This window comes from Mesorhizobium sp. LNJC405B00 (assembly GCF_000502615.1).
Taxonomy (GTDB): Bacteria; Pseudomonadota; Alphaproteobacteria; order Rhizobiales; family Rhizobiaceae; genus Mesorhizobium.
Map to the genome: position 1 here is coordinate 24,221 of NZ_AYWC01000010.1, position 16,701 is coordinate 40,921.

The 16,701-nt window shown below is 62.5% G+C and carries 23 protein-coding genes; 8 read left to right on the forward strand and 15 right to left on the reverse strand.

The genetic code is table 11. From position 1 onward, the window contains the following. Nucleotides 1-4: 4 nt before the first annotated feature. Nucleotides 5-1,528 carry a HAMP domain-containing sensor histidine kinase gene (locus X756_RS146855; RefSeq protein WP_023682481.1) on the reverse strand — a complete coding sequence of 508 codons (1,524 nt, stop codon included), beginning with the start codon at nucleotides 1,526-1,528 and terminating at the stop codon, nucleotides 5-7. Between the two features lie 75 nt (nucleotides 1,529-1,603). Between X756_RS146855 and X756_RS146850 the strand changes: the two genes are divergently transcribed. The 4 genes from X756_RS146850 (at nucleotide 1,604) to X756_RS146835 (ending at nucleotide 4,130) form a co-directional block, all read left to right on the forward strand. Further along, the gene (locus X756_RS146850; protein WP_023688516.1) at nucleotides 1,604-2,227 is read left to right on the forward strand and encodes a thermonuclease family protein; all 624 of its coding nucleotides are present in this window, start codon (nucleotides 1,604-1,606) and stop codon (nucleotides 2,225-2,227) included. Between the two features lie 39 nt (nucleotides 2,228-2,266). Continuing rightward, nucleotides 2,267-2,878, forward strand: a complete 612-nt coding sequence (locus tag X756_RS146845; RefSeq protein ID WP_023688515.1) for a glutathione S-transferase — start codon at nucleotides 2,267-2,269, stop codon at nucleotides 2,876-2,878. Further along, complete coding sequence (locus X756_RS146840; protein WP_023688514.1) at nucleotides 2,878-3,495, forward strand: uracil-DNA glycosylase family protein; 618 nt, start codon at nucleotides 2,878-2,880, stop codon at nucleotides 3,493-3,495. The genes X756_RS146845 and X756_RS146840 overlap by 1 nt, the downstream gene beginning before the upstream one ends. A 143-nt stretch (nucleotides 3,496-3,638) precedes the next feature. Beyond that, a complete protein-coding gene (locus X756_RS146835) occupies nucleotides 3,639-4,130 on the forward strand; it encodes an Lrp/AsnC family transcriptional regulator (protein ID WP_023669013.1) in 492 nt (163 codons plus the stop codon). A 48-nt stretch (nucleotides 4,131-4,178) separates the two neighbouring features. Here the strand turns inward: X756_RS146835 and X756_RS146830 are convergent, their stop codons facing one another. The 10 genes from X756_RS146830 to X756_RS146785 all read right to left on the reverse strand — a co-directional run bounded on the left by X756_RS146830 (nucleotide 4,179) and on the right by X756_RS146785 (nucleotide 11,807). After that, nucleotides 4,179-4,748 carry a DUF3299 domain-containing protein gene (locus X756_RS146830; protein ID WP_023690736.1) on the reverse strand — a complete coding sequence of 190 codons (570 nt, stop codon included), beginning with the start codon at nucleotides 4,746-4,748 and terminating at the stop codon, nucleotides 4,179-4,181. Between the two features lie 46 nt (nucleotides 4,749-4,794). Beyond that, a complete protein-coding gene (locus tag X756_RS146825; RefSeq protein ID WP_023730564.1) occupies nucleotides 4,795-5,379 on the reverse strand; it encodes a GNAT family N-acetyltransferase in 585 nt (194 codons plus the stop codon). Beyond that, on the reverse strand, nucleotides 5,339-6,043 hold the full coding sequence (locus X756_RS146820; protein ID WP_023710489.1) for a DNA alkylation repair protein: 705 nt from the start codon (nucleotides 6,041-6,043) through the stop codon (nucleotides 5,339-5,341). Before X756_RS146820 ends, X756_RS146825 begins: the two co-directional genes overlap by 41 nt. 9 nt (nucleotides 6,044-6,052) lie before the next feature. Further along, nucleotides 6,053-6,922: an NAD(P)-dependent oxidoreductase gene (locus tag X756_RS146815; protein WP_023726595.1), complete on the reverse strand. Its 870-nt coding sequence runs from the start codon at nucleotides 6,920-6,922 to the stop codon at nucleotides 6,053-6,055. 103 nt (nucleotides 6,923-7,025) lie between these two features. Further along, nucleotides 7,026-7,856, reverse strand: a complete 831-nt coding sequence (locus tag X756_RS146810; protein WP_023696151.1) for an ABC transporter permease — start codon at nucleotides 7,854-7,856, stop codon at nucleotides 7,026-7,028. Next, nucleotides 7,853-8,569 (reverse strand): ABC transporter permease, encoded by a 717-nt coding sequence (locus tag X756_RS146805; protein ID WP_023669007.1) that lies wholly within the window; start codon nucleotides 8,567-8,569, stop codon nucleotides 7,853-7,855. The genes X756_RS146810 and X756_RS146805 overlap by 4 nt, the downstream gene beginning before the upstream one ends. A 75-nt stretch (nucleotides 8,570-8,644) precedes the next feature. Next, nucleotides 8,645-9,430, reverse strand: coding sequence for an ABC transporter substrate-binding protein (locus tag X756_RS146800; protein WP_023682491.1), 786 nt, complete (start codon nucleotides 9,428-9,430; stop codon nucleotides 8,645-8,647). A 319-nt stretch (nucleotides 9,431-9,749) separates the two neighbouring features. Next, a complete protein-coding gene (mobB, locus tag X756_RS146795) occupies nucleotides 9,750-10,253 on the reverse strand; it encodes a molybdopterin-guanine dinucleotide biosynthesis protein B (RefSeq protein WP_023682492.1) in 504 nt (167 codons plus the stop codon). After that, on the reverse strand, nucleotides 10,250-10,879 hold the full coding sequence (mobA, locus tag X756_RS146790; RefSeq protein ID WP_023730565.1) for a molybdenum cofactor guanylyltransferase MobA: 630 nt from the start codon (nucleotides 10,877-10,879) through the stop codon (nucleotides 10,250-10,252). Before mobA ends, mobB begins: the two co-directional genes overlap by 4 nt. 7 nt (nucleotides 10,880-10,886) lie before the next feature. Further along, a complete protein-coding gene (locus X756_RS146785; RefSeq protein WP_023730566.1) occupies nucleotides 10,887-11,807 on the reverse strand; it encodes a DMT family transporter in 921 nt (306 codons plus the stop codon). Here X756_RS146785 and X756_RS1000000169435 point away from each other — a divergent pair. After that, a complete protein-coding gene (locus X756_RS1000000169435) occupies nucleotides 11,758-11,934 on the forward strand; it encodes a hypothetical protein (RefSeq protein ID WP_198020043.1) in 177 nt (58 codons plus the stop codon). The genes X756_RS146785 and X756_RS1000000169435 overlap by 50 nt on opposite strands. Before the next feature lie 98 nt (nucleotides 11,935-12,032). On the opposite strand, the gene X756_RS146780 is transcribed toward X756_RS1000000169435, so the two are convergent. The 3 genes from X756_RS146780 to moaA all read right to left on the reverse strand — a co-directional run bounded on the left by X756_RS146780 (nucleotide 12,033) and on the right by moaA (nucleotide 14,034). Next, entirely contained in the window at nucleotides 12,033-12,389 is a 357-nt protein-coding gene (locus tag X756_RS146780) for a hypothetical protein (RefSeq protein WP_023696148.1), read from the reverse strand. A 96-nt stretch (nucleotides 12,390-12,485) separates the two neighbouring features. Next, nucleotides 12,486-12,986 (reverse strand): hypothetical protein, encoded by a 501-nt coding sequence (locus tag X756_RS146775; protein ID WP_023696147.1) that lies wholly within the window; start codon nucleotides 12,984-12,986, stop codon nucleotides 12,486-12,488. 52 nt (nucleotides 12,987-13,038) lie between these two features. After that, nucleotides 13,039-14,034 (reverse strand): GTP 3',8-cyclase MoaA, encoded by a 996-nt coding sequence (moaA, locus tag X756_RS146770; protein ID WP_031193366.1) that lies wholly within the window; start codon nucleotides 14,032-14,034, stop codon nucleotides 13,039-13,041. Nucleotides 14,035-14,234: 200 nt separating this feature from the next. Between moaA and X756_RS146765 the strand changes: the two genes are divergently transcribed. After that, nucleotides 14,235-14,588, forward strand: a complete 354-nt coding sequence (locus tag X756_RS146765; RefSeq protein ID WP_023668999.1) for a DUF971 domain-containing protein — start codon at nucleotides 14,235-14,237, stop codon at nucleotides 14,586-14,588. A 65-nt stretch (nucleotides 14,589-14,653) separates the two neighbouring features. Next, complete coding sequence (locus X756_RS146760; protein WP_023696145.1) at nucleotides 14,654-15,265, forward strand: pyridoxamine 5'-phosphate oxidase family protein; 612 nt, start codon at nucleotides 14,654-14,656, stop codon at nucleotides 15,263-15,265. A 26-nt stretch (nucleotides 15,266-15,291) separates the two neighbouring features. Here X756_RS146760 and X756_RS146755 read toward each other — a convergent pair whose 3' ends face one another. After that, nucleotides 15,292-15,744 carry a MarR family transcriptional regulator gene (locus X756_RS146755; protein ID WP_023682500.1) on the reverse strand — a complete coding sequence of 151 codons (453 nt, stop codon included), beginning with the start codon at nucleotides 15,742-15,744 and terminating at the stop codon, nucleotides 15,292-15,294. A 48-nt stretch (nucleotides 15,745-15,792) separates the two neighbouring features. Between X756_RS146755 and X756_RS146750 the strand changes: the two genes are divergently transcribed. Continuing rightward, nucleotides 15,793-16,701, forward strand: coding sequence for an alpha/beta fold hydrolase (locus tag X756_RS146750; protein ID WP_023730567.1), 909 nt, complete (start codon nucleotides 15,793-15,795; stop codon nucleotides 16,699-16,701).

Below are 16,701 nucleotides of genomic sequence, written 5' to 3' on the forward strand. Positions count from 1 at the left end.
GCTGTCAGCGTCGGCGAGCCGCCGCGACCGCCTTTGTCGGCAGCGCCGGCAGTTCCTCCATCACTCGGGCGAGCGGGAAGATGGCGATTGCCTCGGTGCCTTCGCGCAATTTCGACTGAAGTTCGAATTCGCCGCCATGCATGGCGAGCAGGCCCTGAACGATCGGCAGCCCGAGCCCGGTGCCCTGTTCGGCGCTCTTGATGGCGATCGAGCCCTGGCCGAAGGCGGACAGCACGATCGGGATTTCGTCCTCCGGTATGCCCGGCCCATTGTCCTTGACCGAAATGTACTGGCCACCGCCCGCCGTCCAGCCGACGCGCACGCGAACTTCGCCGCCGGTGGCGGTGAATTTGATGGCGTTGGACAGGAGGTTGAGCGTGATCTGCCGCACCGCGCGCTCGTCGGCGAACAGCCGCGGCAGGGCACTTTCGAAATCCTGGACGATGCGGATGTCCTTGTTGCGCGCCTTCAATTCCATCATGTGGCAGCAATCTTCGGCGATGTTGAGCAGCATCACCGGCTCTTCGTTGAGCTGATAGCGGCCGGCCTCGATGCGCGACAGATCGAGGATTTCGTTGATCAGGTCGAGCAGATGCTGGCCGGAATCGTGCACGTCGCGGGCGTAGTCGCGATAGGTCGGGTTGCTCATCGGCCCGAGCACCTCATTGGCCATCACCTCGGAAAAACCGAGAATGGCGTTGAGGGGCGTCCTGAGCTCATGGCTCATAGAAGCAAGGAAGCGCGACTTCGCCAGATTGGCGTCTTCGGCCCGCCGACGAGCTTCGTCCGACATCGATTTCGCGGTCTCCACCTCGGCGAGCAGCGCATCCTTTTCGGAGCGGAAGGACAGAAGTATCAGCGACGAGCGGTTGAGATGGCGCGCGATATAGGCAAAGAACGGCAATGCCGCGACCAGCAGGGCGACCATGATCGTCCCGACCGGCACCCAAAATTTCGTTTCAGCATAGGCATAGACCGCCACCGGAACGACGAAGGTGGCAAGCAGCGAGCCGCGCAAGGACGACGCCATGATAGCGGTCGTCGCCATGGCCAGCAGCAGCACCACCGCCTTGGCCACCTGGAACTGGTCGATCTGGCAGGTAGCGCAGCCGAGCCAGGCGAACCACGCCCAGCCGAGGCCGCACAGCGAGTGGCCGATCAGAAAATCCCTGCGGGTGCGAACAGGGTTGAGCTCGGCAGCTTCGGTGCGGCCGACGCGCCGCGCCATGAAGGCGACGATCGAATAGCAGATCAGGGTGAACAGCGCCCAGACGCTGATCTGTTTGTCCACACCGGCCAGCAGCCCGGCCGCCGCGACCGCCAACACCAGCAGTGGGATGACGGCTGCGCCGCCCACCATGGTCCCGGCGTGCAGCTTCAGCAGCTCGCGGTCGAAGTCGAGATTGCCGACCTGCTGCGAAAGACGGTCGCGCGTCTTGCGCACCGCGCGCGCCACATCGCTGTTGCGGTGCGGTTTCCGGCGGTCCACAATGAATTTATCCGCTGTGTTCGAGCGTAGCAGAGGCATGGAAACTTCGATTTATGCGCGCAGCGATCTCAATTCGTTAAGCTACGTTCGAATGATTAAGAGACTGTTTGCCATATGAGCCGTTCGTGGTCGCCAAGGCCGCGCCGGCGATACTATCCGCCGCCGCCGCGAAGCCTGTGGCGCAAGCTGCTGGATTACGCGCTGACGGTCATTCTGCTCGGCCTGCTGATCCTGCTCGCCGCACGCCTCGACCGTTTCGAGACGCGCAAGGCGCAAGGGGCGGCGATCGTCAACGATGGCGATTCACTCACCCTTGGCACCGAACGTATCCGCATGCGCGGCATCGACGCTCCGGAATACCAGCAGATCTGCCGTAGGCATGGCGCAGACTACGCTTGCGGCAGGCTGGCACGCCAGGCGCTGGTGCGGCTGATATCAGGCAATCCGGTGACCTGCAGCGGCTGGCAGCGCGACCGCTACGGCCGCCTGCTCGGCGATTGCAAGGCCGGTGGAAAGGATCTCAACCGGGCCCAGGTTGAGGCCGGCTGGGCAATTGCCTATGGCGATTTCGACACCGAGCAGGCCATTGCCCGCGCCGGCAAGGTTGGCATCTGGGCCGGCACGTTCGATCGGCCGCAAGACTGGCGCGAAAGCCACCACGGCGGCCCGCTCGAAAGAAAGCACGGCACCCTGGCTTCGGTCGGTGACGCCTTGCGAGAGATGTTTCGCTTCTGGTGACGAGCACTATAGTTGAAGGACCAGATCGGGAGGATAAGCATGAAACTGTTCGACGGCGGCCGCGCCCCCAATCCGCGGCGCGTGCGGGTTTTCCTCGCCGAAAAGGGCATCGCAGTGCCGCTGGTGCCGGTCGACATGGGTGCGATGGGGCACAAGCAGGAGCCGGTCAGGTCGCGCAACCCGCTGCAGCGGCTGCCCGTGCTCGAGCTCGACGGCGGTACCATCCTCACCGAATCCGTCGCCATCTGCCGCTATTTCGAGGAACTGCATCCCGAACCGGCGCTGTTCGGGCAAGGCGCGCTCGGCAAGGCCAAGGTCGAGATGTGGCAAAGGCGCATGGAGTTCAATCTGCTCAGCTGCGTCGCCCAGGCTTTTCGCCACATCCATCCGGCGATGAAGGAATGGGAAATTCCGCAGATCCCCGAATGGGGCGAGGCCAACAAGGCGAAAGCGGTCGAATTCCTGAAACTGCTCGACCCCGAACTGGCAAACCGCGAATTCGCCGCCGGTGACGCCTATTCGATCGCCGATATCACCGGCATGATCGCCATGGATTTCATGAAACCGGCGCGCATCAAAGTGCCGGACGAGTGCACAAACGTGCTGCGCTGGTACAGCGCCGTCTCCAGCCGTCCGAGCGCTTCCGCCTGATGGAGGCGGAACTCGAACGCTTGACGGCAAAGGTCCGCGCCTGCCGCATCTGCGTCGACACTCCGGTCGGCAGGCCACTGCCGCACGAGCCGCGCCCGGTGCTGCTGCCATCATCCAGCGCCCGCATCCTGCTCGCCGGCCAGGCGCCAGGCACAAAGGTGCATTCGTCCGGCATGCCGTTCACCGACCCGTCCGGCGACCGGCTGCGAAGCTGGCTGGGCGTAACCAGCGAGGAATTCTACGACACGGATAAATTCGCCATCGTGCCGATGGGGTTCTGCTTCCCCGGCCAGGACGCAAAGGGCGGCGACCTGCCGCCGCGCCGAGAATGCGCGCTGGCCTGGCGCGCGCCGCTGATGGCGCTGATGCCGCAGATCGACCTCGTTTTGACAATCGGCTCCTACGCGCAATCCTGGCATATGGGCGCCACGCGCCGGCCGTCGCTGACCGAAACCGTGAAGGACTGGCGCACCATCTGGGATGCGCCGGCCAGCCTGAAAGTGCTGCCGCTGCCACACCCGTCATGGCGCAACTCAGGATGGCTGAAGCAGAATCCATGGTTTGAAATGGATTTGCTGCCGTTTCTGAGATCGGAAATCCGCTATCGCATAGATTAGACTTTAAGCAAGATATCACTCGCTTTTGTGCCATCCGGCAGAATTTCTTTCTTGTGAAAGGTCGAAATAAGAGGGAGTATAGCCAATCTATTCCCAAAGCGCGTCGCGCCCGAGGGAACGCGGCCTGCACCAGGAGCACCTTAATGGATCGCCTCGACAGAAAAATTCTCCGCCTCCTGCAGGAGGACGCGACGCTCGCGGTTGCCGATGTCGCCAAGAAAGTCGGCCTGTCGACGACGCCGTGCTGGCGCCGCATCCAGAAGCTGGAGGAAGAGGGAGTCATCAAGCGGCGGGTCGCCATCCTCGACCACGAAAAGGTCAATGTGCGCGTCACCGTCTTCGTGTCGATCCGCACCAATTCGCACAGCCATGAATGGCTGCGGCGTTTCTCGGAAGTCATCCAGGAATTTCCCGAAGTTGTCGAATTCTACCGCATGAGCGGCGACGTCGACTATCTCCTGCGCGTCGTGGTGCCCGACATCGCCGCCTATGACGCCTTCTACAAGCGGCTGATCGCCAAGATCGAGATCCGCGACGTATCGTCGTCCTTCGCCATGGAGCAGATCAAGTACACGACCGAAATGCCGCTCGACTACATGCTGCTGGACAAGGAATCCGGCGCCAACGCGGCCTGAGCGCGGTTGTCCGTGACTGGGCGGTGACGCTGCACAAGCAGGCGGCGCTTAGTTTTTCTTTTTGTTGAGGAAACTCCAGGGCGAGTTGACCGGCAGCGTGATCGTGTCCGGCACCGTGTCGACTGCCACCACATCGGCTTTGCGTACGGTGTAGCCGGACTGGATGATGCTGACGCCGTCGAGAATGAACAGCTGGCTCTTCTCCAAGCCGGGCCGCAAGGCGCCGGTCACGGCAACCGACTCATAGGCCTGCGACATCTTGTAGGGACGAGCCGGCGTCACCAGCACGATCTGGTTGGGCGGCGGCGTCGGCATGTGGCTGCAAGCGCCTGTCCACGGCACCAGCAGGAACTGGTAGACGAGATCGCCATCACGGTCGACCGGCAATGCATAGCCGGCTAATTGTACCGTCTTGTCCTGCAGGTTAAGCGACAATGTCTCGCCACGATCGGGCAGTTTTGCCGCAATCATCGGCAGGCCGGCATCTTCGGCCACCGCCTGCGTCGCAGGACGCAGATCTTTCCAGAAGATGTGCGCGGTTTGGCCTGAGGCGTTGGTAGCGGTGAACACCAACAACGCGGCTGCAAGCGCCAAGGTCGATTTGAGAGGACTGCTCATCGGCCGCTTCCTTTGTGCAGGAGTAAAGACGCCGCGGCCGATCGCGTCAACGCTCGAGCCGCATCACATGTCTGCGAGAGCCGGCCATGCCGACCTCATGGAACCCGCGAGCGATGAACATGTCGCGAAACCCCATGAAACGGTAGCTCGGCGATGCCTCGTCGACCGGGTAGGCCTCGATCACGCCGGCGCCCTTGGCAAAGGCGTGATCTATGGCGGCGTCAAGCAGCGCTGCCGCCAGCCCGCCGCCGCGCAGCGCCCTTGGCACATAGAAGCAGACGATCGACCAGATGCCGGTCTCGTCATCGTCCTGTTGCGACGTCAGCTTCCGATATGTCTGGCGCGGCGCGACCGAGCACCAGCCGACGGTCTTGCCGTCAATCTGGGCCAAGATTCCGACCGGCGTACCGGCCTCGACAAGCGCCATCATGGCCCGTTTCAACTCGGCGTGCTGGACATGCTCGCGGCGGCCGGGCAGGGGCCGCCAGGCCATGCACCAGCAATACTTCGGACCGCCTTGCGCTTCGAAGAGGCCTTCGAAATCGGCGCGCGTCTGCCGCGTCACCTCGGTGAACCGGACGTTGGCTAGGTCAGCCTTTTCTGGCGGCGATCCGCTCGACGATCTTGGCATTGGTGAGTTCCCGTACGGCGTCCTTGCCAATCCAGCGCGCCGTCTTGTCGGCCGACTGGGCCAGTCGTTCGGCCACGGCAAGGGCAGCGCCGTGCATCTCCAACGATCGCTTGCCGATCGAACGAAGCGCCCAGTTTGCCGCCTTCTTCACGAAATTGCGGCTGTCGGCGGCATGCGCTTCGATGATCGGCAGGAAGCCGAGGAAAGTCGCCACCGGCTCCTGCTTCCGGTGCACGACGGACCACGCCATCATGGCAAAGGCCGTGCGTCGAACGAACTCGCGCTCGTCCGCCGCGAACTCTTCAATCAGCTCCTTCCAGGCGTCCGTGTCGACGAAGAGATCGGAGACGCCGTCGACGATATCCCAGGAATCGAAGGACGCGGCCCATTGTCGTGCATCCGCGGCTGAGAAGCGCTTCGGGTCGGCCGTGACGGAAGCGATGAACTGCGCCTCCATGATGCCGGTCTGCCAAAGTTCGAAAGCTCGCTCGTGGTTGCGCTTGATCTTTTTGGCGATCTGCCGCTGCATGCCATGCGAGATGCCGAGCGCGCGCTCGGTCTTGATACCGTAGCGCAACATGCCGCGGCGATTGTCCTCCGAGCCGATCGAGCGCAAATGGGCGACGATCTCATCGGCGCTCGATTGGGGCGAAAGCTCGGCCATTGCGAACGCTTATTTTTCCAGGCGCGCCAGCAAGGACGAGGTGTCCCAGCGCTTGCCGCCCATCGCCTGCACATCCTTGTAGAACTGGTCGACAAGGGCGGTCACCGGCAGTCTCGCGCCATTGCGGTCGGCTTCATCGAGGCAGATGCCGAGATCCTTGCGCATCCAGTCCACGGCAAAGCCGAAATCATATTTACCGGCATTCATCGTCTTGTGGCGGTTCTCCATCTGCCAGGACCCGGCAGCGCCCTTGGAGATGACTTCGATGACCTTCTCGATGTCGAGCCCGGCCCTCTTGCCGAAGTGGATGCCTTCGGCCAGTCCCTGCACCAGCCCGGCAATGGTGATCTGATTGATCATCTTGGTGAGCTGGCCGGCGCCCGACGGCCCCATCAGCCCGACCATCCGGGCAAAGGCGTCGATGACCGGCCTGGCCTTGTCGAAGGCAGCCTGCTCGCCGCCGACCATCACCGTCAGCACGCCGTTCTCGGCGCCCGCCTGCCCGCCGGAAACCGGCGCGTCGAGGAAGGAAAAGCCGGCCTTTTCAGCGGCGTCGGCCAGTTCGCGCGCCACTTCGGCCGAAGCGGTGGTGTTGTCGATGAAGACGGAGCCTTTTTTCATCGCGGCGAAGGCGCCATCGGCCCCGGTCGTCACCGAGCGCAGATCGTCGTCATTGCCGACGCAGGAGAAGACGAAATCCTGGCCCTCTGCGGCGTCCGCCGGCGTCAAAGCAAGCTTGCCGCCATGCTGGGCCACCCATTGTTCCGCCTTCGCCGCGGTGCGGTTGTAGACGGTGACGTCGTGGCCGCCTTTGTTCCTGAGGTGCCCGGCCATGGGATAGCCCATCACGCCAAGACCGAGAAATGCCACAGATGCCATGGGTTTGCCCTTCAGACGGAACGGAATTGTCTTGGACAGCTCTAGGCTCTACGCGCCATTCGTCAAGACGCGCATGAGCCGATCGACTGGTACAGCCGAACGCTCAGCGGATCAGATGAATGGTGATCCGTCGCTCGATCCATTCGACGCCGTGGCGCAGGATCTCGACCATCACCAGATAGACGATGGCGACCCAGACATAGGCCTGGAAGTCGAAGGACTTGGCGTAGGCCAGCTTCGCGTTGCCCATCAAATCATAGACGGTGATGATGGCAACGATGGCGGAAGCCTTGATCATCAAGACGAGTTCATTGCCGTAGGGCCGGAGCGCGACGATAAAGGCCTGCGGCAGGACGACCTTGCGCAGCGTCTGCAATTTGTGCAGGCCGAGCGAAGCAGCGCCCTCCCATTGGCCCCTCGGAACACTTTCTATGGCGCCGCGCAGGATTTCGGCCTGGTAGGCGGCGGTGTTGAGCGCGAAGGCGAACACACCGCAATTGAAGGCGTCGCGGAAGAACCACCACAGTCCGACGGATTCGAGCTGCACCCGGAATGAGCCCAGGCCGTAATAGACGAGATAGACCTGGACGAGCAGTGGCGTGCCGCGGAAGAAATAGACGTAGCAATAGGCCAGGACAGACAAATAGCGGTTCGTTGACATGCGGGCATAGGTGACGGGCAGCGAAAAGAGCGCGCCGAGCACCATCGAGATGGCCACCAACGCAAGCGTGGTTCCCAAGCCCTGCAGATAGGCAGGCGCGTATCTGGCGAAGAACTCGCCATTCCAGGCGTAAACCAGATAGACGGCGATGCCGATGCCGAACAGGATCCAGAAGCCGACCAGTGCATAGCCGACGACACGGGCCCGCGGCCAGCCCCGCGCCCGTGGTGGTGGCTTCTCGATGTCGACGGCGGCGCGCGTCACGACGCTCATCGTGCCTCCCTCCGCCCGAGCGAACGCAGGATGAAGCCGGTGGCGATCGACGACAGGATGGCAAGGATGAGAAACACCATCGCCGCGACACTGTAGAACAGGAAGGAATGTTTGGTGACACGGGCCGCCACGCCGGCGTTGCGCAAGGTTTCAGCCAGGTTGACGACCGACACCAGGGCCGTGTCCTTGAGCAGGCTCAGCCAGCAATTCTCAAGGCCGGGGAAGGCGATGCGCAGCAGCTGCGGCAGGATCACCTTGCGCATCGTCTGCCATTTCGACAGCCCGATCGCATAGCCGCCCTCGTACTGGCCCTTCGGAATGGCGCGAAAGGCCGACAGGAAGACTTCGCTGGAATACGACGAAAAGATCAGCGACAGCACGATCATGCCGGCGAGGAAGCTGTCGACATCGACCGTCGCTTCCGGCCTGAACAGACGGATGACATACTGCAAGAGGATCGGCATGCCGAAGAAGAACAGGAAAAGCGTCACCAGTTCCGGCAGTCCGCGAAACACCGTAGTGTAGATGTTGGCAGCCACGCGAAGCGACGGCTCTTCGGATTGTTTTGCCCAGGCGACGAAAAAGCCGATCGTCAGGCCGATCGGCAGTGTCGCCAGCGCGAGCGCAATCGTGACCAGTGCGCCATAGGCAATATCGTCAATCCAGCCATCGGGTCCCCAAGTGAGAAGTATCCATATGTTCTGGCTTGGCATTGACGGGTCTTGTCTCCACTTCTGTCAGGCCAAGGCGGCAGCAGGAAACTTCCCCTGCCGCCTTGTTTCAGACGATCAGGACTCGGCGCCGAAGACGTCGAACTTGAAGTACTTGTCGTTGATTGCCTTGTACTTTCCGTTGGCGCGGATTGCGTCGATGGCGCTGTTCAACTTGTTGACCAGATCCGTCTCGCCCTTGCGCACGGCGATGCCGGCGCCCGGTCCAAAGATATCGACCGGCTGCGGCGAAGGCTGGCCGAGAATCTTGCAGCAGGCGCCATCAGGCGAATCCAGGAACTGTTGCAACACGACGATATCGTCCTCGATCGCGTCGAGACGGCCATTGGCGAGATCGGCCTGCTCTTCGGGGCTGCTCGGATAGCCCTTGACCGTGCTGTCCGTATAGGTTTTCGAGGCATAATTGAAATGCGTCGTGGTGGTTGCGACGCCGATGGTCTTGCCGGCCAGGTCTTCCTTGGTCACGCCCTTGAGGGTCGAATCCTTGGGTACCGCGATCGCCGACGGCGTGTTGTAGTATTTGTGGGTGAAGTCGACCTTCTCGGCGCGCTCCGGCGTGATCGACATCGAGGCGACGATGGCGTCGAACTTGCCGGCCTGCAGGGCCGGAATGATGCCGTCCCAATCCTGGGCGACGAAGGTGCACTTGACCTTCATCTCGTCGCAGAGCGCCTTGGCGATGTCGATGTCGAAGCCCACGAGCTGGCCGTCGGAGGTCAGGTTGTTGAATGGGGGGTACGCGCCTTCGGTGCCGATTCTCAGGGTCGTTTCCTGAGCCTGGGCGACGCCGAGCGTCAGCAGCGCAGCCGATGCGGCGAGCGCGATACGCAGTGCAATACGCATGATAGTCCTCTCTTTATGGCTCCCGGCCGTCGTTCCGGAACGGCTCTGTGGGGCGGTGCTTTTGACCGCCCGCTGGCGCGATACTCCCACTGTTTTCGGGAGAAAAGCAACTGTAAAACCGTTGCTTGCGGGATTTGCGGGTCCAGCCAATGCCGACGCCGGGTTAATGCATGTCGCCCAAAAGTGCGCAGCGGTTTTGGGACGACGACATGCATAAATAAAACAACCTGAAGCGCGTCGCATGAGGCCGTTCAGGCGCGACGCGCTTAGACAATGCAACGGCTGAAGAGGGCGGCTGACCCGGGCGAGGGCAGGGGCCTCAAGGTTTGAGGCCGGTCATGCGCTCGATGAAGTCGGCTATCCCTTCCGTGTCGTCGAGATCGAACACAGGCAGGCTTTCGCCGGTAACCGCGAAGTCGGCGGCAATCGCCACGATATGTCCGTCGTTCGCCGACAGCGGCGAGCGGTCCTTGGCCTCCCGCCGCCGGGTCTCGATCTTTTTGTGCGCCTCGCGCTTGTAGCCTTCGACCAGCACGATGTCGCACGGGGCCAACCGCGACAGGACCGTCTCCAGCGTCGGCTCGTCCTCACCGCGCAATTCATGCATCAGCGCCCAGCGTTTGCCCGACACCACCGCGACTTCGGTGGCGCCCGCCTGGCGGTGACGAAAGCTGTCGGCGCCAGGCTTGTCGATGTCGAACTCATGATGGGCGTGTTTGACCGTCGACACTGTCCAGCCGCGCCGGACGAGCTCTGTGACCAGCTTCTCGGTCAGTGTGGTCTTGCCGGAATTCTTCCAGCCGGTGATGCCGAAGATGTTCATGGGCCGATGCTCTGCAACAGACGCTCGGCCACCGCAAGGTCGGGCGGTGTGTTGATGTTGAAGAACGGGTCGATCTCGTCACTGCCGTGGGTCAGCAACGGAAATGCCACTTTGACACAGTCGTGCCGCTCGATGAAGGCGGAGACGCGCCTGTTGTCCTCGATCAGGAAATGGCGCAAGGCCTCACGCAGCCCGAGCGGCCACAGCGCAAAGGTCGGATGCCGCCTGCCGCCGGAACTGGCAACAGCGATGGAGCCTGGTCGCTCGTCAACAGCCGCAGCCAGCCTCTCGACCAGATCCACCGGCAGAAACGGCGTGTCGCCGGCGGCCGTCGCCAATGCCGTGCAAGCGGTGTTCGCTGCCGCCCATTCGAGGCCGGTGAGGATTCCGGCAAGCGGTCCGGCATAGCCTTCGACCGCATCGGCGAGAACCGGAAGACCGGCCGCGGCGAAGCGCGCCGGGTCACCATTGGCGCTGAGCGCCAGCGATCCGACCTGCGGCGCCAGGCGGGCAACGACATGGTCGAGAAGCGGACGCTCGCCAAGCGCTAGCAAAGTCTTGTCGCCGCCGCCCATGCGCCGTGACAGGCCTCCGGCCAGGATAATTCCTGCAATGTCTTGGCTCATGGCCAACCTATATGCCGTCCGGCGCCATGTCGGGTCCAGCGCTTTCGGCCGCCGGCTTCTGCCGGCCGACGACCCGTTCGCGATAGAGCGCGTAGAGGCCGGAGCCGATGATGATGGCGGAGCCAACGATCATCGGCAGGTCGGGAACATCGCCGAAGATGATGAGGCCAAGCAGCATCGACCAAAAGAGGGCGGTGTAGCGGAATGGCGCAATGAAGGAGATGTCGCCGGCCCGCATTGCCATGATGATGAACTGGTAGCCGATCAGCACCAGCACCGCCGCCAATGCCAAAAGTGCCGAGCCTTTGCCGGACATCGGCGTCCAGCCGCCCATCGGCGACAGCAGCACGGCGCCAACGATGGTCATGGCGATTGCCGTTGCCGTCGACACCAGCAAGGTCGGGATAGCCCTCGGGATGCGCTTGGTGGCGAGGTCACGTACTGCGCAACAGGCGACGCTGACGAGTGCGTACAGCGAATAGATGCTGAAGCCTTCGAAGCCTGGCCGCACGATGATCAGCACGCCGCCAAAGCCGACCGCGATCGCCAGCCAGCGCCGCCAGCCGACCGCTTCGCTGAATACGAGTGCCGCCCCCATCGTCACCGCCAGCGGCAGCGCCTGCAGCACCGCCGAGACATTGGCGATCGGCAGATGCGCTAATGCCACAAGGAAGGCGACGGTGGCGCCGGCCTCGGCGACCACGCGAAGCGTCACCAGCGGCTGCAGCATCGACCTCGGTCGCGCGAGCGCGCCTTGCTGCCAGGCGAGCAGGCCGACGAGCAGCGACGCAAAGGCGCCGCGCACCAGCATCACCTGCGCCATGTTCATCGATTCCGACGAGAACTTGGTGATGGCGTCGTTGAGGGTGAAGCCGATCATGGCCACCATCATGCACAGCGCGCCGCGAATGTTTGGGGAAAGAGGCAAGGGCGTTACCGGTTTGCAAGAGCAATTCCAGAAAAGTGTGAAACGGTTTTCCGTCCGGAATTGCGTGAAAACAAAGAATAAAGCGGTTCGACGTTTCGGCGAAACGGTGAACCGCCCAAGCCTGTAGCAGCCGGCGGCAAGACAGCAACGTCAAAGAAATAGGCCACGGATTTTCACCCGTGGCCCACAAAATCGCTAAGAGGGCTGGCCGGATGACCAGCAGGCTCATTTCGGGGTCAGCACCTCGGTGCCGCTGCCGTTCTTGCCGGCGATGGTCCACAGGCCGTGCAGCGAGCCGTCATCTTCTACCTTATAGACGACGAGACCGATTTCCTTGCCCATGACATAGCCGGCGGAGAAGGCATCGTCGTTGCGCATGCAGATGCCGTCCGACGATGATCCGCCCGTCTCCCAATGGATGGTGCAGGTGGTCTCGCTGGTCAGTGTGATGGTGGCTTCGCCGCCATATTTCGAGCCGTCGAAATTGGTGCCCGCAACGGTGTAGCTGCCACCGATGGACTGTGCTGCTGCCGGCGCGACGGCAAACCCAAGCATTGCAAGAGAAAGTAAGAATGTGCGCATGTCGTATTCCCCCAAACCGAGCGACGAGCCGCTATAGGCCGAAATTTAGGGCGGAACGCGATGGCGGTAAATCGGGTTTGCAGCGTCGAGAGCGATTTATTCCCAGTGTTGCTCAGCCCCATGCAGGCTGTCGCCGATAGCGCCGACCAGTGGGTCGTACTTGGCCTTGAGCGAGGCGGGATATTCGATCCAGACTGTATGGATTGCATCCTCTTTTTCGAAGACGATTCGGGTATAGAAGATCTTGTCGCCTTTGGTGCCTGAGACCACTGCCCAGTTCTTACCGGTTTTGCTGTAAGTGACCTTTTCCCCAGAGTCAGGGTCGGCTTTTTCCTTTTCAACCAGACTGTCGGGCGTATCTTCCGTCAGCTTGTATCCGCCGTAACAGGACAAGCTCGCACCATCGGGGCTAAGCCATTTTCGACCGTCGCCATTGAGGGACTCAGCCATCGGCTTGCTGAAAATCTGGCTCGGGAACGTGCACACCGTGCCATAGCGCGCATTGATGTAGGTGAACGGCTTTGCGAGCGCCACTGTGGTCGCCAATGATAGGGCCACGACCAGCGCTGACAGCCCGGTTTGGCAAACACGCTGCATGGAAATCCCCCTCGCTTCCAACGGAAGCATTCTGCACCAATCGCGGAGAAAATCAGCCGCCGGTGACGCTCATATGTCTCGACACCGACGGGCGGCTGGTGCGGCGGTCGATGATGAAATCATGGCCTTTCGGCTTGCGGCCGATCGCTTCGTCGATGGCAGCAGCGACCAGCTCGTTGCCTTCTGAGGCACGCAACGGCGCGCGCAGGTCGGCGGCATCCTCCTGACCCAGGCACATATAGAGCGTGCCGGTGCAGGTCAGCCGCACGCGGTTGCAGCTTTCGCAGAAATTATGCGTCATCGGCGTGATGAAGCCCAGCCTGCCGCCGGTCTCTGCGACATGGACGTAGCGGGCCGGACCGCCGGTCTTGTAGGGGATGTCGCTCAGCGTGAACTGGCGCTCGAGCGAAGCGCGCAGCAGCGATAGCGGCAGATACTGGTCGGTCCGGTCGGCGTCGATCTCGCCCATCGGCATGGTTTCGATGACGGTCAAGTCCATGCCGCGGCCATGCGCCCAGCGCATCATCTCCGGCAGCTCGACGTCGTTGAAGTCCTTCAGCGCAACGGCGTTGAGCTTCACCTTCAGCCCCGCCGCCTGCGCGGCATCGATGCCTTGCATGACCTTGCCGAGATGGCCCCAGCGGGTGATGGCGTGGAACTTGTCGGCATCGAGCGTATCCAGCGAGACATTGATGCGCTCGACACCGCAATCGGCAAGCTCGGCGGCAAAGCGCGACAGCTGCGAGCCATTGGTGGTCAGCGTCAACTCTTCCAGCGCGCCGCTCTTCAGGTGCCGCGACAGCTGGCGCACCAGATGCATGATGTTCTTGCGCACCAGCGGCTCGCCGCCGGTGAGGCGCAGTTTGCGCACGCCCTTTTCGATGAAGACGGTGCAGAGCCGGTCGAGTTCCTCGAGTGACAGCAGGTCCTTCTTGGGCAGGAACGCCATGTCCTCGGCCATGCAATAGGTGCAGCGGAAATCGCAGCGGTCGGTGACCGACACGCGCAAGTAGCTGATCGTGCGACCGAAGGGATCGATCATGTCCATGCGTTCAAGCGTTTCCAATGCTGCGAGTGGTGCCGTTATATACGGCTATGTGATACGATCCAACCCGCCATTCAAGATAGCCGCTCTCGATCTTTGGTGACATTCCCTGGCCGACATCCGATGTCGGCCGGGTCCAAATGGCCTTTTCCGCTCGCGCGAAGCAGCGTAGGGAAGGGCGGATTGATGCGGGATGCAGAACAATGACGGCGCCGAAGGAACTCAGGGTCTCGAAGGACAGAAAACTGCTGTCCGTCACCTTTCCCGATCATCGGCCGTTCGAACTGCCGGCCGAACTGCTGCGCGTCGCTTCACCCTCGGCCGAGGTGCAGGGCCATTCGCCGGACCAGCGGGTGACGGTTCCCGGCAAGCGTAACGTTGCTATCCTGAAGATCGAGCCGGTCGGCAACTACGCCGTGCGCATCACCTTCGACGATTTCCACGACACCGGCATCTTCACCTGGAATTACCTGCACACGCTTGGCCACGAAAAGGACGCGCGCTGGAATGCCTATCTCGCCGAGCTCCAGGAGAAGGGACTGAGCCGCGACCGCTAGTTCGGCACTGTCGGCAAAACGTCATTGACTGGGGGTAACGCTGGCAACGGTTCGGAGACGGGAAAATGTCTGACATCACCACGGTCGAACAGCTCGAAGCCCTCTACGGCCTGCCCGGCGAAGCGTCGACGGTCAAGGAACTCGACCACGTCATTCCCGAATATGCCGCCTTCATCGAAGCCTCGCCTTTTGTCGCCCTGGCGACGAGCGGGCCGGAAGGGCTGGACTGTTCGCCGCGCGGCGATCTCGCCGGCTTTGTGCGCATGCATGACCCGAAAACGCTGATGATGCCGGACAGGCGCGGCAACAACCGCGCCGATTCGCTTAAGAACATCATCCGCGATCCTCGCGTCGGGCTGCTGTTTCTTGTGCCGGGTTCGGGCACGACGCTGCGCGTCAACGGCCGCGCCCGCATCACCACCGACGCCGCGCTTTGCGCCTCCTTCGCCGTCGAAGGCAAGCCGGCGCGCTCGGTCACCGTGGTCGATGTCGATTCGGTCTATTTCCAGTGCGCCCGCGCCATCGTTCGCTCGGAGCTGTGGAACCCGGCAAAGCACGTCGACCCGAAATCGCTGCCGACACCCGGAACAATCCTGGAAGTCACCAGCCGCAAGAATATCGATGCCGGTACTTACGACAAGGAATGGCCGGAGCGGGCGAAGAAGACGATGTGGTGAGGTGGGAGGCGCGTGGATCGAACGGCTCAGGTATCCTTCAGCACGTCATAGATCTTGCGCATCTGTTCGCCGATCATGTCGCACTGTTCCGCTGTCGACTGGCTCATCGCCTTTTCGATCAGCGCCATATGCACCTTCAGCGCTTTCATCAGGAGCTCCGTGCCGGCCTCGGTAAGCGTCAGCCGCAGCACGCGCTTGTCCTTCTCATCGCCTTCGCGGCGCAGCAGGCCGCGCGCCTCGAGCTGCGGCAACAGCATGGTGATGTTGGAGCGGCCGACCAGCAGTTTGCGGGCGAGATCGTGCTGCGACATGCCGGGATGGCGATAGAGGTTCATCAGCACGTCGAGCTGCGCCGGCTTGAGATCCAGCGGCGCCAGCTTTACCGCCAGCGTACGCTCCAGCACATGGCAGGCGCGCGCCACCGCGACCCAGTTGCGAAAGCGCGGGTTGTCCCAGGGCAGCTCTTGTTTAATGTTCATGTTTGAACTATTATGTTCATGCTTGAACGGAATGGATGGATCGCCACTATGGCATCATTTGGACTGAAGGTCATCCGGGGCGTGTTCCGCGCCGCCGAGCATGTGGCGCCCCGCCTGAGCGGGCGCGCCGCCTTCGAACTGTTCTGCCGCACGCCCAGCGTCAAGGCGCTCAGCGACGGCGAGCGGCGTGCGGTCGACCGCGCCGCCGGCTTCATGGCCGAGGCGCGCCATCATCGGCTGACGACCAAGGCCGGCTGCGTCATGGTGCACGAATTCCGGGCCGAGCCGGGCAGGGCGTCCGCCGGCACGGTGCTGGTGGTCCATGGCTGGCGTTCGCGCACGGAATATATGCGGGCGCTGATCGAAGGCTTTCGCGATGCGGGCTACCGGGTCGCCTCGCTCGACCTGCCGGGCCATGGCCAGTCGCTGGGCCGTCATCTCAATATGGTCAATGCGGTCGAGGCGGTCAGGGTCGCCGGCGAATGGTTCGGTCCGTTCAAGGCGATCGTCGGCCATTCCTTCGGTGGCGCCGTCGCCGCCAATGCCATTGCCGGTTCGATCAAGGGTATCCACCCAGTGGCGGCCGAGCGGCTGGTGCTGGTCGCCGCGCCAAGTTCCCTGCCGGCGATCTTCGCCGACTTCAGCCGCATGCTCAATGTCGGTCCGCGTTCGCAGGTTTCCATGGCCGATCAGGTGAAAAGGCTGTCGGGCCGGCCGCTGCATGAATTCACCGGCGACCGCCAGTTGGCTGAGGCGCCGGTGCCGACGCTGGTCATCCACGCGCCGGACGACCGCGAAGTCCCCGCCGATCATGCCACACGTTATGCCGGCGCCGGCAGCCATGTGCGGCTGCACTGGGCCGATGGGCTCGGCCACCGTCGCATTCTCGCCGACAAAGGTGTTGTCGAACGCGCTGTGACTTTTGTCAAAAACGAGCGCGAGCCGATACTGCATTGA

Coding starts and splice junctions, on each gene's coding strand:
- X756_RS146855 (WP_023682481.1), bottom strand. CDS start 1,528: ATGCCTCTGCTACGCTCGAACACAGCGGATAAATTCATTGTGGACCGC.
- X756_RS146850 (WP_023688516.1), top strand. CDS start 1,604: ATGAGCCGTTCGTGGTCGCCAAGGCCGCGCCGGCGATACTATCCGCCG.
- X756_RS146845 (WP_023688515.1), top strand. CDS start 2,267: ATGAAACTGTTCGACGGCGGCCGCGCCCCCAATCCGCGGCGCGTGCGG.
- X756_RS146840 (WP_023688514.1), top strand. CDS start 2,878: ATGGAGGCGGAACTCGAACGCTTGACGGCAAAGGTCCGCGCCTGCCGC.
- X756_RS146835 (WP_023669013.1), top strand. CDS start 3,639: ATGGATCGCCTCGACAGAAAAATTCTCCGCCTCCTGCAGGAGGACGCG.
- X756_RS146830 (WP_023690736.1), bottom strand. CDS start 4,748: ATGAGCAGTCCTCTCAAATCGACCTTGGCGCTTGCAGCCGCGTTGTTG.
- X756_RS146825 (WP_023730564.1), bottom strand. CDS start 5,379: ATGCCAAGATCGTCGAGCGGATCGCCGCCAGAAAAGGCTGACCTAGCC.
- X756_RS146820 (WP_023710489.1), bottom strand. CDS start 6,043: ATGGCCGAGCTTTCGCCCCAATCGAGCGCCGATGAGATCGTCGCCCAT.
- X756_RS146815 (WP_023726595.1), bottom strand. CDS start 6,922: ATGGCATCTGTGGCATTTCTCGGTCTTGGCGTGATGGGCTATCCCATG.
- X756_RS146810 (WP_023696151.1), bottom strand. CDS start 7,856: ATGAGCGTCGTGACGCGCGCCGCCGTCGACATCGAGAAGCCACCACCA.
- X756_RS146805 (WP_023669007.1), bottom strand. CDS start 8,569: ATGCCAAGCCAGAACATATGGATACTTCTCACTTGGGGACCCGATGGC.
- X756_RS146800 (WP_023682491.1), bottom strand. CDS start 9,430: ATGCGTATTGCACTGCGTATCGCGCTCGCCGCATCGGCTGCGCTGCTG.
- mobB (WP_023682492.1), bottom strand. CDS start 10,253: ATGAACATCTTCGGCATCACCGGCTGGAAGAATTCCGGCAAGACCACA.
- mobA (WP_023730565.1), bottom strand. CDS start 10,879: ATGAGCCAAGACATTGCAGGAATTATCCTGGCCGGAGGCCTGTCACGG.
- X756_RS1000000169435 (WP_198020043.1), top strand. CDS start 11,758: ATGGCCACCATCATGCACAGCGCGCCGCGAATGTTTGGGGAAAGAGGC.
- X756_RS146780 (WP_023696148.1), bottom strand. CDS start 12,389: ATGCGCACATTCTTACTTTCTCTTGCAATGCTTGGGTTTGCCGTCGCG.
- X756_RS146775 (WP_023696147.1), bottom strand. CDS start 12,986: ATGCAGCGTGTTTGCCAAACCGGGCTGTCAGCGCTGGTCGTGGCCCTA.
- moaA (WP_031193366.1), bottom strand. CDS start 14,034: ATGGACATGATCGATCCCTTCGGTCGCACGATCAGCTACTTGCGCGTG.
- X756_RS146765 (WP_023668999.1), top strand. CDS start 14,235: ATGACGGCGCCGAAGGAACTCAGGGTCTCGAAGGACAGAAAACTGCTG.
- X756_RS146760 (WP_023696145.1), top strand. CDS start 14,654: ATGTCTGACATCACCACGGTCGAACAGCTCGAAGCCCTCTACGGCCTG.
- X756_RS146755 (WP_023682500.1), bottom strand. CDS start 15,744: ATGAACATTAAACAAGAGCTGCCCTGGGACAACCCGCGCTTTCGCAAC.
- X756_RS146750 (WP_023730567.1), top strand. CDS start 15,793: ATGGCATCATTTGGACTGAAGGTCATCCGGGGCGTGTTCCGCGCCGCC.